The organism is Bacteroidales bacterium MB20-C3-3 (genome assembly GCA_035609245.1).
In the GTDB taxonomy this organism is placed as follows: domain Bacteria; phylum Bacteroidota; class Bacteroidia; order Bacteroidales; family UBA932; genus Bact-08.
Genome location: CP141202.1, coordinates 1755928 through 1770643 on the forward strand (window position 1 = coordinate 1755928; position 14716 = coordinate 1770643).

General features: G+C 35.5%; 16 protein-coding genes. All 16 read left to right on the forward strand.

Annotation, left to right across the window (positions count from 1 at the left end):
* The 16 genes from U5907_07980 (at window position 1) to U5907_08055 (ending at window position 14670) form a co-directional block, all read left to right on the forward strand.
* Window positions 1-1371, forward strand: coding sequence for a hypothetical protein (locus U5907_07980; protein WRQ32511.1), 1371 nt, complete (start codon window positions 1-3; stop codon window positions 1369-1371).
* 409 nt (window positions 1372-1780) lie between these two features.
* On the forward strand, window positions 1781-2083 hold the full coding sequence (locus U5907_07985; GenBank protein WRQ32512.1) for a helix-turn-helix transcriptional regulator: 303 nt from the start codon (window positions 1781-1783) through the stop codon (window positions 2081-2083).
* Window positions 2073-3302, forward strand: a complete 1230-nt coding sequence (locus tag U5907_07990; GenBank protein ID WRQ32513.1) for a DNA cytosine methyltransferase — start codon at window positions 2073-2075, stop codon at window positions 3300-3302. The genes U5907_07985 and U5907_07990 overlap by 11 nt, the downstream gene beginning before the upstream one ends.
* The gene (locus U5907_07995) at window positions 3302-4534 is read left to right on the forward strand and encodes a hypothetical protein (GenBank protein ID WRQ32514.1); all 1233 of its coding nucleotides are present in this window, start codon (window positions 3302-3304) and stop codon (window positions 4532-4534) included. The genes U5907_07990 and U5907_07995 overlap by 1 nt, the downstream gene beginning before the upstream one ends.
* Window positions 4535-4536: 2 nt before the next feature.
* The gene (locus tag U5907_08000) at window positions 4537-4992 is read left to right on the forward strand and encodes a hypothetical protein (GenBank protein ID WRQ32515.1); all 456 of its coding nucleotides are present in this window, start codon (window positions 4537-4539) and stop codon (window positions 4990-4992) included.
* A gap of 524 nt (window positions 4993-5516) precedes the next feature.
* Entirely contained in the window at window positions 5517-6632 is a 1116-nt protein-coding gene (locus U5907_08005; protein ID WRQ32516.1) for a Fic/DOC family N-terminal domain-containing protein, read from the forward strand.
* Window positions 6633-7046: 414 nt separating this feature from the next.
* The gene (locus U5907_08010) at window positions 7047-7349 is read left to right on the forward strand and encodes a hypothetical protein (GenBank protein WRQ32517.1); all 303 of its coding nucleotides are present in this window, start codon (window positions 7047-7049) and stop codon (window positions 7347-7349) included.
* Window positions 7321-7560 carry an integrase core domain-containing protein gene (locus tag U5907_08015; GenBank protein WRQ32518.1) on the forward strand — a complete coding sequence of 80 codons (240 nt, stop codon included), beginning with the start codon at window positions 7321-7323 and terminating at the stop codon, window positions 7558-7560. The genes U5907_08010 and U5907_08015 overlap by 29 nt, the downstream gene beginning before the upstream one ends.
* 116 nt (window positions 7561-7676) lie before the next feature.
* Window positions 7677-8462, forward strand: coding sequence for a class III extradiol ring-cleavage dioxygenase (locus U5907_08020; protein WRQ32519.1), 786 nt, complete (start codon window positions 7677-7679; stop codon window positions 8460-8462).
* 3 nt (window positions 8463-8465) lie between these two features.
* Window positions 8466-9239 (forward strand): class I SAM-dependent methyltransferase, encoded by a 774-nt coding sequence (locus U5907_08025; protein WRQ32520.1) that lies wholly within the window; start codon window positions 8466-8468, stop codon window positions 9237-9239.
* Between the two features lie 2 nt (window positions 9240-9241).
* A complete protein-coding gene (locus tag U5907_08030) occupies window positions 9242-10282 on the forward strand; it encodes a hypothetical protein (protein ID WRQ32521.1) in 1041 nt (346 codons plus the stop codon).
* Between the two features lie 25 nt (window positions 10283-10307).
* Window positions 10308-10778: a CYTH domain-containing protein gene (locus U5907_08035; GenBank protein WRQ32522.1), complete on the forward strand. Its 471-nt coding sequence runs from the start codon at window positions 10308-10310 to the stop codon at window positions 10776-10778.
* 318 nt (window positions 10779-11096) lie between these two features.
* Window positions 11097-11819, forward strand: a complete 723-nt coding sequence (locus U5907_08040; GenBank protein ID WRQ32523.1) for a nitroreductase family protein — start codon at window positions 11097-11099, stop codon at window positions 11817-11819.
* A gap of 9 nt (window positions 11820-11828) precedes the next feature.
* Window positions 11829-12473: an acetyltransferase gene (locus U5907_08045; protein ID WRQ32524.1), complete on the forward strand. Its 645-nt coding sequence runs from the start codon at window positions 11829-11831 to the stop codon at window positions 12471-12473.
* Between the two features lie 26 nt (window positions 12474-12499).
* Window positions 12500-13585: a WbqC family protein gene (locus U5907_08050; GenBank protein WRQ32525.1), complete on the forward strand. Its 1086-nt coding sequence runs from the start codon at window positions 12500-12502 to the stop codon at window positions 13583-13585.
* A gap of 11 nt (window positions 13586-13596) precedes the next feature.
* A complete protein-coding gene (locus tag U5907_08055; GenBank protein WRQ32526.1) occupies window positions 13597-14670 on the forward strand; it encodes a class I SAM-dependent methyltransferase in 1074 nt (357 codons plus the stop codon).
* Window positions 14671-14716 lie beyond the last annotated feature (46 nt).

Below are 14716 nucleotides of genomic sequence, written 5' to 3' on the forward strand. Positions count from 1 at the left end.
ATGAATATTCCAATAAATGGTAGAATTGCTATTATAGATGACCAAATAAAGCAAGCTGAGCCAATAATTAATATCTTGTCAAAAAGACAAATGCCGTTAACTTACTTTTCCGGGAATCCTGCTTTCTTACCCGAGATTGGTAACAATCTTAACGATATTAGAGTATTATTTTTAGACATCAACTTAATAGACGATAGTGAACATCCAAATAAAGTTTTGAAGGCGCGTTTAATCCCTGTATTAGAAAGAGTAATATCCGAAGAAAATTATCCCTATGTATTGATTTATTGGACTAGACACAATGGATCTGAACATAAAGATTTAATTGAAAAAGAAATATTCAATAATGATTTGGCAAATAGAAAACCAATAGCATTTTTATCGGCAATAAAAGGTGATTATTTCAATTTTGACGGTTCGCTTACTGATGATTTTAATGAAAAGTTAGATGGACTTTTTGATAAAATTGACAACCTAATTTCACAACATCCTGCATACAGCCATTTAATAAATTGGGAGAATCAAGTTCATTTATCTGCTGATTCAACTTTACAAAGCATTTTTAGTTCTTACAATGATTCAGAATGGGATAATAATGCCAACTACACACTGAATAAGTTAGGGGAAGCTTATCTAGGAAAGCATTATAAAACTGCGGAAATTGAAGAGAAAATTAAAGGAAGCTTTATCTCGTTAAGTACTGTATTTAAAGATATTCTTGAACATAATATTCAAAATCAAACTATTGAAAACAAAGACTCTCTTGAATATACTGAAGATGCCGTTATAAAAAGCATAAACTCTTTAAACCTTAGTTTAAACACAACCAATTATGTGAAAGAAATTGCCGAGTCAGGAAATGTCTTAGAACTTCAAGATAAAGATTCTGTTTTCAAAAAATTACTTTTTAACGTCCTTTCATTTTTTAATGTTATTCATTCAATTAAAAATGAGAATCCTGATATTTCTCAAGATATTTTAAAGAAAACAGCTGATAAGCAATTTAAAGAAATTCGAAAAGAAATTGAAAAAGTATGGAGAAAAATTTATGTAGTAGTTACTCCTGTTTGTGATTTTGCTCAGAAAAAAAGTGCATACGATCGAGTGGTAAAAGGAGTACTTATCCCAAAAAAGTACAAAGAATTTATTGAGGATAAATCTGAGGCAGTATTTATCATACCATTTGTAATTGAAATAGATGGAATTGAATATTTTTTAGTTTTAGATTTCAGGTATTTTATCACAACAGATTTAACACAAGAGAATGTTTCAGGTTTATTTAGAATCCGTCAAGAGCTTCTTTCAGAAATTCAATCGAAGCTATCAAGACACATAAATAGACAAGGTATTCTACTGATTGATGAGAGATAATATTAACAAAGTTCAAGCACATTGCAATCCTCGTGCCTGCGGTTGCAAAGAGCTTTCACGCCAACGCTATGACAATTATGACAGAGAGAACCGTGACGAAAAGAAGAACACCAGCTTGTAACAGCGTGTATGTGGCAATAGCGGGTTTAGTGGTAAATCGAAGGTTTGTGCTTTTAAAAAACTTTGTGCTTAACGGATAGGAAAGTGCTTCTAATCCGCTACTGCACATACACGCAAAACGTTGTGCGTCAGTGTATAAAGCCAACCGCACAAATGGCACATTTGGTTTTTGCCGACACACAAGCCAACGCTCAAAAAACCAAAAGAGCCATTTTTTTCCAACGCTCGACAACCAATTGAAAATAATTTATTACTTTTGACCAAAATTAGACAAGTACAAAATAAGACAATGACACTTGGGCAAAAAATAAGAGAATTAAGGGAGCAAGCTGGACTCAAGCAGAGAGAATTAGCTTATCAACTCGGTATTGGAGAAGGCTTTCTAAGTAAAGTCGAGAATGACCAGAAACCCTTAAAAAGAGAAGATTTAACTAAGTTAAATGAACTTTTTAAAACACCAATTGAAGAATTGGAATCATTGTGGCTAGCTAACAAAGTTTATTCTATTGTTCGAGACGAAGAAACCGCATTATCAGCATTAAAAGTTGCTGAAGAACAAATAACTTACAACACTTTAAAGAATGGAAAATAAAATAATTGATACAATGCCGACAGAAATTTTAGTTGTTGAAGAGCCTCAAATCAACATTTACGGAGAAATTGAACCAGACGTGTTAGAAAAAAGTGTTTGGGACAAATCTGTAAAAGTTGAAGAGAATGGCTACTATTGGAAAAAAGACCCAGTATTCACTAAAGGTGGAGAAATTCCAAACGACAAACCTATTATTGTTGAATTGTTTTGCGGGTGCGGAGGAACTTCAATGGGATTTGAAATGGCTGGTTTTGAAGTTGTTTTAGGTTGTGATATACACACCCCATCTATTCAAACATTTAAAGCAAATCATCCAAATTGCTCTACAATTTTAGGTGATGTAAAAAAAGTTGACCCAAATACAATTAAAGAACTTCTAAATGGAAGGCAATTAGATGTAATAATCGCTGGTGTACCTTGTCAAGGTTTTTCCCTGAATAACAGAAAGAGACATCAAGAAGATGATAGAAATTTGATGTATAAAGAATTTGTTAAATTTATAGAAGTCCTTCAGCCTAAAGTGGTAGTCTTAGAGAATGTTTCTGGTATGAAAAGTACAGGCAATTTTGTAGAAGAAATTGAAAAAGACTTATCAAGAGCAGGTAGAATGAAAGTCAAAAGTAAACTTCTATATGCTCCTGATTATGGCGTTCCTCAAAAAAGAAGCAGATTAATTTTTGTTGGAGTAAGAGGCGAAGAATTTGATTTTAATAATATTGAGAAAACCCACGGACCAGAAACAGGCAAGCCTTATGTAACTATCAAAGATGCTATAGGCGATTTACCTTCTTTAAATCCTAAAGAGACAAAGAAGAAATATAAGTCAGAGCCTTTTTCAGAATACCAAAAATTAATGAGGATGAATACAAATGGAACTGTTCAATGTCATACTGCACCTAATCATCCTAAAGACACAATTGAGAAAATTAAAAACACGAAACCTGGAGAGCCAATGTATCCAAAGTTCAAACAGAGAATAAGGTTAGCTTGGGATATTTTGAGTCCAACACAAGTTTCTGGAGGAATAAGACCACAATTCCAATTTGGTCATCCAGAAGATTCTAGAGGCTTGACGATAAGAGAAAGATGTAGAATTCAAAGTTTTCCAGATGATTTTATTGTAAAAGGAGGAATTGTTCAAGGTAGAGTTCAGACAGGAAATGCTGTACCTCCTTTATTAGCGAAAGCTGTAGCACTTGCAATTAAAAAGTACTTATAATGAATTATAGAATTTGGTATAGTACTGAGCCGTTTGCCGATTTTGTTATTGACAATACAGAACTCAGAAATAAAACATACGTCAAGAAAAAAATGTATGAAAGCGATGCAAACAATGCAAAAAACTTTCATACAATGCCTGATCATATAAAGAAAATTCTCTACTTAGACGCCCCCGATTTAATTGTAGAAATTGACCACGAACCAATATTCTCTGTAGAAGTTTCAACAGAGGCAGGAACAGGTCATAATGCATTTCAAAGATTTGCTAGACTAGCAGCATCAGTCGAAAATAATGTTCCAGCTTTCTACATTTATCCTGAAGCTGCAATTATTACACGTCAAGATACACCACCAAAATGGGATAAAATAAACCCATTAGTTTTTAAAGCTTTGGATGATGTAATGTCTATTTACAATATTCCTGCACTTCTGTATTATTATCCAAGTGATTATAGAACTCACCCAGATGCTTCTACCTCTACAAATCAATTAAGTAAAGGAATTTTACACGACCCAAACAGGAATTATTCAGGCAGCCCATTAGGAACTGATACCGAGATGTTAAATATGTTCAACGCAATGAACGAAATAATTGCGGTATTTGAAAGACACGGAATAGTTAAAGGTAGAGAAAAACTCCTTAGCAATAGAACAGTAATTGCAAGAAGGACTTATATGAATCAGGAATTTACGAATAAAGGAGGTCATTTAAATATGTCTCCCTTATCCGCAACAATTAAAATTCCTACTCAATACTTGTTAAACTACCTTTCTCAATTTGAAAACGCCAATTACTCAATTGGTGAATTATTAAGAAGTCGTGATGAAACTATCATTTACAAAGTAAATGCAGCTTTTAGAGGTGACCCTTACCCAGGTGCCTTAGCCGCAATTGACTACTTACTTTGTAGAGAAGGAAAGACATTTGAAGAAAGACGATTTAACCTTGTTCTTGCTTGGTCTGATATTAATATTGATGATGCGAATCAAACAATTGAACTTCCCGGAACTAAGGGAAAAGTAGATGATTTTGTAAAAGCAGTTCAAGCTAGCGAGAACAAAAATATTCTTTCAAAAGATTATGCTGACATAGCTAATCACGAAATTCCAAGATATTATATGCAAGTTCGATATGGTTCAACCTATTCGAAAGTTAAACATATCCGTGTGTTCTCATATTTTGCAGATGCAATTTTGTTTCCAGACGGTGCTTTATGGAGAGACGCCTAACTATGAGAGAAGAAAGAGTTACAATTAACATATTGAATTGGCTGGAATGTAATGGCTGGAAAATTGTTTGCTATGACTTTCCACAAAGCGGCACAGGGGTTTTACTACACCCAAATTCAGATGAAAGTAGGACTACAAAGAACAAAGGCAGCATAATTCCTGATATTTTGGCAACTAGAAATTCTGTTGCTTTATTCTTTGAAAACAAAGACAGATTTGTGCTGTCTGACTTTGAAAAATTAAAGGAAATAAAAACCATTGGTAACTTCTCAAATTCTTTGAATACAATATTATCAGATTTTAATGTAACATCAATTTACTTCGGTGTTGGAATACCAGCAATCGAGAAACATATTAAAAAATCGCTGGAAAATATTGACGGTATAGACTTTTTAATAAGCACCCTTGAAAACGGAGAAGTACAAATAAACTTTGACAAAAATGAAATCCTACCCTAACAGCCACACACATTGCCAAGTCGCATCAGCCCAAGCTCAAGCCAAAACTTGGCAAAGAGTGTGGCTGTTCCAACGCACAATCGACAGACATTCAATACGAAATATGAACACCGAACGCACAACAGCGGTTTGGCGTAATGGCGGGTGTAGTGCTTCGTATGACAGTTTTGTGGTAGGTTCAAGTGCAGTTCTTCGTTTGAACTTTTGTGCTAAAAATCCGCCACTACGCCAAGCCGCAAAACGTTATTTTATAAAATGGCCCGGTATCCGCCAGAATGGTGGCCCAGTATGGACCAGAATAGCTAAAATGAGCAGAAATGATAGTCAAGTGTTTTTGACTATCATTTATTTATATCAAATATCTTTGTTTATCAATTTTCGGCAGAAATGATTAACAAGCAGTTTTGATATTCATTTATGTACTTCAAATTAGTTTGACGATCATATTAATCAATATTTGACAAACTATATCGTTTGATATTTAAATAATTTAGTATATTTACATCAAATATAATTGAAAAATTATGAATTTTGATAGTGCTGTACAATATCATTATGATAAATTTCCTCCTTTAAAGCTTGATTACAGTCAAATTATAAATCCGCTTTTAGAAGCCACAGATGCTTTAGCTAGGTATGACCAGATGCTAAAGAATATGCATAATAGCGAGATTTTGCTCGCTCCATTAAGAAATCAGGAGGCAGTAATTTCATCCCGAATGGAAGGTACTATTAGTACAATGGATGAAATATTGAAGTTTGAGGCAGATAATGAAACTGACACTGAGGAAGCTAAGAATGTGAGATCTGATGTATTTGAAACGATATTATATCAAAGAGCTCTAAGAAATGCTCAGAAAGCAATAATTGATGGGTACCCACTGTCACAACATTTAGTAAAAACTATACATCAGCAATTACTTTCATTTGGAAGAGGTGCTCAAAAATCCCCTGGTCAATTTAAAATTGAACAAAATTACCTGGCCGATAAGATTAAACAGAAAGTCTTATTCGTTCCAATCAGTCCTGAAAAACTGACTGATGGATTAGAGAGACTATTTGACTATATCAATAATAGTAACGATCCAATATTAGTCAAGACAGCTTTGATGCATTTGGAATTTGAAGCACTCCATCCTTTTCAAGATGGTAATGGGAGGATAGGAAGAATGTTAATAACTCTACTCCTTTGGTCTACAAAAACAATCTCAGAACCTCACTTTTATATAAGTGGATACATGGAAGAAAATAAGGATGAATATATAGATTTAATGAGAACTGTTTCAGAAACTAATGATTGGGAAAAATGGTGTGTTTTCTTTTTTAATGCAATTGAAAAGCAGGCGGTTAGGAATCTGGAGATAGCCGAAAATATTAAAAGTTTATATGAAGAAATGAAACATATATTTTCTGACACATTATCATCAAAATGGAGTGTAAATGCATTAGACTATATTTTTACAAACCCAATATTTAGAAATAATAGATTTACATCAAATAGTGGAATCCCCGGACCAACAGCGTCAAGATTTACTCGGATGTTACTAGAAAAAGAACTCATAAGGACAATAGAAGAGGCATCAGGGAGAAGACCGGCTCTATACGCTTTTGAACCATTATTAAAATTAGTAAGAGTATAAGATAAGGAAAGAAATTATTGCAAAAACGTCATAGGCTACATTGTAAAATCAAACATTGCCTCTATTGACAAAATAGAAATTGAATATGCACCAAAACCGAATGAACAAAAGATTAATTGCTAAAGTTTCAACACTTCAACCCTATAATACTCCCGCAAATTCAGACCACTTGGTAAATTTAATAAAATGATTAATTTTACTCGTATGAACACAAGCAGGAAAAAAACACAGTGCCTCTTTTAAGGCGTAAGTAGCCATTGAGGCTATTAAGGAACAGGAGACTCTTAGTGATCTGTCTAAACGCTTTGGGATCCACCCGCAAATGATTTCAAACTGGAAGAGAGGGTTTCTCTCTCGCAGTCCTGAGATCCAGATTGTAAACTTAGTGTCTGCAGACAATGCGAACTGCTTGGCTTGAACAGGAGTTCTGTTTATTATAAACCTGTTGAAGAGAGTTCCGAAGAGCTTGATCTGATGCTCAAGATGGATAAGGAGTATCATGAGCATCCTACTTATGGGAGTTATGACCATTTATCCAGGGAAAATCTCAGCAATTTGGGGATGGCAAAATACATTCATTCATACAAACTCAGAGGGTTAGACATAACACATTCAAACCAGGTTTGGGGCATTGATATTACACACATTCCAATGGAGCGCGGGTCTCTTTATCTTACAGCAATTATTGATGTTTACAGCCGAAGGAATCACAATTAGCATGGATGGCAGAGGCAGGGCTCTTGATAACATTTATATAGAAAGATTTTGGAGAACAATTAAACAAGAGTACATTTACATTTGGCCGGCTGAGGATGGAAGCACACTTGTAAAGGGCATAAAGGAGTACATGAACTACTACAATAATCAAAGAACTCACCAAAGTCTTGATAGAAAAACACCTTATGACTGGTATGAATTTGCAGCATAGGATTTAAACATAAAAAACATCCCCGGTGGTTAAAATGTGGGGAGTATTTTAGGGAAGTGCCCTAATTTGGCTTCTTTATATTGTTTTTCACAAAAAAAATTAAAAACTAACAAAATATGTCAAACATCATATACTTTTCACACGGAGGGGGACCATTACCCGTATTGGGAGAACCAAGCCACAAAGAGATGGTCTCATTTATGAAGAGGCTTCCGGATGTGATTAACAAACCTGAAGCGATAATTGTTATCAGCGCACACTGGGAAGAGCAGGTTCCTGCAATAATTGAAAGTGAAAAGCCAACACTTCTATACGACTACTACGGATTCCCAAAAGAGGCATACGAATTAAACTATAACTTCCCCGGGAACATAGAATTAGCAAGCCTAATTAAAAAATTATTTGAAAATGCAGGAGCTCCACTGAAAATTGACAACAGGCGGGGACTGGATCATGGCGTATTTATACCAATGCTTATGATGTACCCTCAGGCGGATATACCTGTTGTGCAAATGTCATTATTGTCGGACCTGGATCCGGAAAATCATATAAAATTGGGAACGGTTCTTGGTCAGTTAGCCGATAGAAATGTATTAATAATAGGTTCAGGATTCTCTTTCCATAATATGAGAGCCTTTGACTGGAGTGGTGCAAATAAAAAAGATGAAAGAAATGATTGTTTTCAGGATTGGCTGATAGATGTTTGCACCGGAGATTATTCTAAGAGTCAAATTGAGAGTAAATTAATAGATTGGGAAAATGCTCCATATGCCAGATATTGTCATCCCAGAGAGGAGCATCTTCTTCCTCTTCATGTATGTTATGGTGCAGCAACCAAAAAAGGGGAACTTATTTTTGATAACTATATTCTAGGTAAAAGAGCAATTGCAATAAAATGGTAATATATGAATTATAATTTACGGGAAGCTATGTTCAGGCTTTGGTATTGGTATGTTAATAGAGCAGACAAAAATGCAGAGGTGCTATTCATGAACTTTGGGTATAGTGACAAACAATACAGAGTTGAGATAGATGAACAATGCGAACCTAACAGGTACCCTATACAGTTATATCACCATTTAACTAATGAGGTAGAGATAAAAAACAGAGACATAATAGAGATTGGTTGTGGCCGAGGCGGTGGTCTGCATTATATCACCAGAAACTTTTTACCAAATTCAGCCAAAGGGATAGATATTAATAAGCAGGCAGTCTCATTTTGTAACCGATTTTATAATCATAAAGGGTTAACATTTGCTCAAGGAGATGCTCAGAAGCTCCCTCTTTCTGATAATTCTTGCGATGTACTAATTAATGTGGAATCATCTCACCGTTATCCTCGTGTTAATGAATTTCTTAAAGAGGTTACCCGCATATTGCGTCCCGGAGGTCACTTTTTGTATACCGATTTCAGATACGACCATGAGATGGAAGAGATGAAGAGGCTTATTAAGACAAGTGGAATGACTATCATTAAAGAAAAGATGATTAATAAAGAGGTGATTACCGCTCTGGAGTTAGATGATTTGCGCAAACGAAAACTTATAATAAAACTGGCACCCGGATTTCTCCACAAGATAGCCTTTAATTTTGCCGGAGTTATTGACTCTGTTACATACAATCAATTTGTCTCAAATAAGTATGTTTATTTTAGTTATGTGTTAAAAAAGGAACAATAGATATGACGAATTTTTTTAAACTATTATTTACAGCATTTTGTATACTGGCTTTAACTAACCTTCATGCTCAGAAAAAGGTCACTTACGGAAAAAGTACTTTTACAGTTTATAAACCACTCACGGATCTGGCGCCTACTGAGCCTTCCGGGTTTGTACCGGATATCCCGGGATATACCCGTAAAAGCACAAACTATGGCCCCGGAACATACTATGTATACGCACCAGGGAATGTTCCCAAGACAAGCTACAAATGTATACTCACTGAAATACGCGACTGGATTGCATACAGACCGGAGGAGGTAAAAGAGTTTGCTGCAAAAAGGGGATTAGAGCAGGTTCCCGATAAAGAGATGAAAAAGCTTTTTAAAAACACAAGACTTCCAAACAGCGGATTGATGTATAAATTGACTGAGGATTCATGGATTTGGTTCTATGTAAAAGGGCTGCAGAACTGCGGTCCTAAAGCATGGGCATCCAATGAAGAGTATGTTCTGGGTGTATCATATATTGTTAAAGTCCCTCAGGAAACAGAGGCTATTCTTGATAGGATATATCGCTTCTGGAATGATGGTGTTCGTTTTTCTGATTTTGCGACAGTAAGTCAGTCAAACTTCAAGACAAGACCCACAGCCCCGACGGATCAAAATCCCAATAACTTTACCATAGGAGATGTTTTAAACAGGGAGAAGGGCTTCTACAGGTTGTCATTTGAGGGGGGACCTCCCACCTATGTATGGCATAGTTATGCTAAGGTTGTTGAGACAAATATGAAGAAGCCGGATTTTGATATCTCCGGATCTGCCGGATATGAAGACCTTTTCACTGCTTTTGACTACTCACTGGATGCTGTGAAAGTAGGGCAAAACATCTACTTTAGTTATAGTGTGAACTCAAACTTCCTGCAAGATATTGTACCGGGAGTTACCTGGCAGAAAGAGATGGCCGGCAGAAAGGAGAGTGAGGCGCAAAGAAAGATTGAAATGCAAAAGCTGAATAAACAGAACGCAGCCGCCCTTGAAAAATATTACAAAGAGATTCTTTAACCGGGGCTGGTTGCAAACGAATAATATGGCACAAGAGATTGAAAGGAAATTTCTGGTTAAGTCTGAGGACTTTAAGAGAGAGGCCTCCAAAGAGACTCGTATTATACAGGGCTACTTATCATCTGTTCCGGAGCGCACTGTTAGGGTAAGAGTTAAAGGAAAAAAAGGCTACATAACAGTAAAAGGTGTCGGAAGTGAAAGCGGTGCTTCCAGATTTGAATGGGAGATGGAGATTCCTGTCAAAGATGTTGAGGATCTGTTGAAAATTTGTGAACCGGGTGTTATTGATAAAACACGATATGAAATAAAAGCCGGGAAGCACACTTTTGAAGTAGATGAATTCTATGGAGACAACAACGGTTTGGTTGTTGCTGAAATTGAACTTGAATCAGAGAGCGAGGTATTTGCTAAGCCGGACTGGCTGGGAGAAGAGGTAACCGGTGATGCCAGATATTACAACTCTATGCTGATGAAGAATCCTTATACTAAGTGGTAATTATGAAACCGGGTCCACCCTCTGAGGGTTAACAGGGGGTGGACTTTTTTCTAAAATTAAACAGCTATATGAATACTGCAAACGATAATGTGCACGATGTTCTTGATATGATCAACTATCGTGTGGAAAAACTTAAGAAGAATAAAAAAGAGATCAAGATACTATCTGATCGTTCAAAAACGAAATGAAAATCAGAATGATCTGAAGAAATACAGAATAGTACTCAACAAAGATGGTATTCAGAAGATTGAAACTATTTCTGATGGTCAAACAGCTTAAAAATCTAATATTCCCTATATTTACCGTAAAATCTTCTATATGACATTTCAGGAAATAATCCACTACAGACGCTCTGTTAGATATTACAAAGATTTACAAATAGATGCAGAGAGGGTTAGGAATTGTCTTGAGCTGGCTTCACTCTCCCCAAATAGTTCAAATATGCAGCTTTGGGAGTTTTATCATATTACAAATGCTGATACACTGGAGAAGTTGGCATTTGCCTGTCTTAATCAGCAGGCAGCAACAACTGCTAAGCAAATGGTGGTTTTTGTTACAAGACAAGACCTCTACAGGAAGAGAGCAAAACAAATGATTGAACTTGAGTCCCGGAATGTGTTGAAAAACAGCCCAAAAGAGAAGCAGCCAAAGAGAGTTAAAACATGGGAACTTTATTATGGTAAAGTAATTCCGATTCTTTATTCGCGATTCTTTGGAATTCTGGGAATAATCAGGAAAGTAGTGGTGTCAATTGTAGGCCTTTTCAGACCGGTTACTTACCAGGTATCAGAGTGTGATGTGAGGGTTGTAGTCCATAAGACTTGTGCATTGGCTGCCCAGACATTTATGCTGGCTATGGCAAATGAGGGATACGACACTTGCCCCATGGAGGGTTTGGATAGCAGGAGAATTAAGAAAATTCTAAAATTACCATATGGAGCAGAGATTAATATGGTTATATCCTGCGGAATAAGAGAGGAGAGAGGTGTGTGGGGAGATAGAGTGCGAGTTCCGTTTGAAGAGATTTACAAAAGAGATTGAGAATTAGTTATGTTTGAAAACGGGGAAAAGATTTGCATTTATGGAATAGGTGGTTTTGGCAGAGAGGTGCTTTGCTGCTTAATAGATATAATTGCACAAACTTCTGTAAAAATAGAAGAAACCGTCTGTTTTATGGTAAGTGACAACTATTATAAGGAAGATAAAGTAATGGGTGTTAATGTTATTCCTCAATCTAAATTTGAGCCGGAAAAATTTAAAGTTGTTGTTGCCGTTGGTGATCCTGTTTTAAGACAAGGAGTCGTTAATACATTGCCTCCAGAGACCAGATATACTAAGATTATCCATCCAGGTGCGGTAATTTCACGATGGGTTGAGATAGGCGAGGGAAGTATAATTACTTCAGGTGTAATTTTAACATGCAATATCAGAATCGGGAAACATGCTCATTTGAATTTGCATTCAACCATAGGGCACGACTGCACTATAGGTGATTATTTCACTGCGGCGCCGGCAGCTAACATTAGTGGAAAATGCCAGATTGGTGATTGTGTCTATTTTGGTACAAACTCCTCTGTCAGAGAACGAGTTAAAATTTGCAGTAATGTTACTATAGGAATGGGTGCGGTTGTTGTGAAAGATATAGCTGAGGAGGGAGTATACATCGGTAACCCTCTTAAAAAACTCACTAAATAATTATAATCAAAACGGATAATTTTTATATGGATGCAATTACTAAAGATGAAATAGTTAAATCAATTGCTCCAGTTAATGGCAAATACTTCAGGATTGATAATCCTGATGATTACGCCCAAAAGATTATTACTCTTGGGAAGGCTCTTACTATAAGAGATTCAGATAAAAAATTGATGTCATATATTCTCTATTATGATAATATGCCGGATATATTTATTTCAATGATCTGGACAAGAGAAGATTACAGGGGAAGAGGATATGCCCGGTCACTTATTAAAGAATTAATAGCTAAAACTTCAAAAGATATCACCCTGGAGGTGTCACCTGACAATCCTGCAAAAAACTTATACTCAGATTTTAAGTTTAATACAGAGGGGGTTAGCCAAGGGAAGCTAATTATGAGATACCCACGAAGGCTGGCTATAATGCAGCCATATATTTTCCCTTATGTTGGATATTTTAATCTGATAGAGGCGTCAGATAAATTCATATTCTATGATGATACTAATTATATAAACAAGGGATGGATCAACAGAAACAGAATACTAATGAATAATTCTGATCTTCTTTTTACTATTCCTCTGGAAAAGGCAAGTCAGAATAGGCAGATTAATGATATAAAGCCAATAATTGAATCTGGTTATACAAAGAAATTCTTCTCCCGGATTGAGCATTCCTATAAGAAGGCTCCATATTACTCAGATACTCTGGAGGTATTAAACAGTGTTTTTGCCTCCAAATGTGATTCTATTGCAGATCTTGCAATAAACTCTGTCGTTTCTGTCTTTTCTTATTTGGGTAAAGATATACGGTATACAAAATCATCGCTTTTATCTCCACCAACCATAGGAATGGAGAAGTCAGACAGATTAATACAAATCACAAAGAATTTAAACTACGATAAATATATAAATTCAATTGGCGGACAGGATTTATATGACAAAGTGTATTTTAATGATCGAAATATTAAGCTCGACTTTATTCGCCCTGAATTAGTAGAATATAAACAGTTTGGTGACACCTTTGTTCCGTGGCTATCTGTAATTGATATACTAATGTTTAATGATAAACAGTCTGTGAAGAAGATGTTTAATTCATACAGCATTATTTAAAACTAAAGATTATGAAAATAATTAACAGACTTTATACATTTTCTCCTAAGCAGAATGTTGATGAAATTTCAAAAAGATTAAAAAAATTCTTTAATAAGAATATATCAGAAAACGCATTGGGGGTTAACTTTCTTGAAGAGATAACTATCTCTCCCGGTGAATGGAAAAACACGAAACAGACTAATTATACCGGGATTGATTTTTCTGATATTGAATTCTTTGAAGAAGAAATATTAAGAAAGGTTGAAGAGAGCCTTCAAGGAAAGATTGAGGGGACAGATGATTTAAAAAGCGAGATGTCTTATAAGGACAGAGCCTTCCTAAATGGGATAATCAGAAGAGCAAAACCTAAAACCATTGTGGAAATAGGCCTTAGCGCCGGTGGAAGCACTTCAGTAATCCTGAATGCAATCAGAGATATAGAGGACTCAAAGCTATATTCATTTGATTATAACACAAATTGGTACAGAGATCAAAATTCCGGTCAGGACAAGGGAAGGAAATCTGGCTTTCTTGTTCATCAGATAGTTCCTGAGTTAACTTCTAAATGGAAGCTCTGCACAGGTGGAGTTCCATGCAAGTATTTTGATGTACTGCCTGCAGATGGAGTGGATGTTTGCTTTATAGATACGGCGCATATTAGCCCCGGTGAACATCTTAATATTCTTGAGATACTCCCTCTTATGAAAAAGAATGGCATAATTATTTATCACGATACTTCATATCACACACTTCGTTTTGAGATTGGAACAACAAACTGCGTGTCAATTAATACACTCAGCGGAGAAAGGATTATTCTTAAATCAGAGAATACAGCAGGGTTACCAAATATTGGTGCAATAATACTGGATGAAAATGTTGATAATGTGCTTTATCCTCTGTTTTCCAACATAAGTCTCCCCTGGTATTATAAAATTTCAACAGAAGATTTTCATGAGATGTATAAACATTTCTCAAAATATTATTCAAATGAGTTAGTTAGGATTTATGTTTATTATACTCTTTTTTATATGAATGGAGGTTTAAAAAATAAAGAGAGTGCATCCTTAATAGCAGAATCGGCAATTAAAAAGCTTTCTGTCTGAAATTTTTCTAATAAAAGTTGCAATAGTTAGTACGTACTAACTATAT

Coding starts and splice junctions, on each gene's coding strand:
- U5907_07990 (WRQ32513.1), top strand. CDS start 2,073: ATGGAAAATAAAATAATTGATACAATGCCGACAGAAATTTTAGTTGTT.
- U5907_08000 (WRQ32515.1), top strand. CDS start 4,537: ATGAGAGAAGAAAGAGTTACAATTAACATATTGAATTGGCTGGAATGT.
- U5907_08015 (WRQ32518.1), top strand. CDS start 7,321: ATGTTTACAGCCGAAGGAATCACAATTAGCATGGATGGCAGAGGCAGG.
- U5907_08055 (WRQ32526.1), top strand. CDS start 13,597: ATGAAAATAATTAACAGACTTTATACATTTTCTCCTAAGCAGAATGTT.
- U5907_07995 (WRQ32514.1), top strand. CDS start 3,302: ATGAATTATAGAATTTGGTATAGTACTGAGCCGTTTGCCGATTTTGTT.
- U5907_07980 (WRQ32511.1), top strand. CDS start 1: ATGAATATTCCAATAAATGGTAGAATTGCTATTATAGATGACCAAATA.
- U5907_08040 (WRQ32523.1), top strand. CDS start 11,097: ATGACATTTCAGGAAATAATCCACTACAGACGCTCTGTTAGATATTAC.
- U5907_08005 (WRQ32516.1), top strand. CDS start 5,517: ATGAATTTTGATAGTGCTGTACAATATCATTATGATAAATTTCCTCCT.
- U5907_08025 (WRQ32520.1), top strand. CDS start 8,466: ATGAATTATAATTTACGGGAAGCTATGTTCAGGCTTTGGTATTGGTAT.
- U5907_08020 (WRQ32519.1), top strand. CDS start 7,677: ATGTCAAACATCATATACTTTTCACACGGAGGGGGACCATTACCCGTA.
- U5907_08045 (WRQ32524.1), top strand. CDS start 11,829: ATGTTTGAAAACGGGGAAAAGATTTGCATTTATGGAATAGGTGGTTTT.
- U5907_08030 (WRQ32521.1), top strand. CDS start 9,242: ATGACGAATTTTTTTAAACTATTATTTACAGCATTTTGTATACTGGCT.
- U5907_07985 (WRQ32512.1), top strand. CDS start 1,781: ATGACACTTGGGCAAAAAATAAGAGAATTAAGGGAGCAAGCTGGACTC.
- U5907_08035 (WRQ32522.1), top strand. CDS start 10,308: ATGGCACAAGAGATTGAAAGGAAATTTCTGGTTAAGTCTGAGGACTTT.
- U5907_08050 (WRQ32525.1), top strand. CDS start 12,500: ATGGATGCAATTACTAAAGATGAAATAGTTAAATCAATTGCTCCAGTT.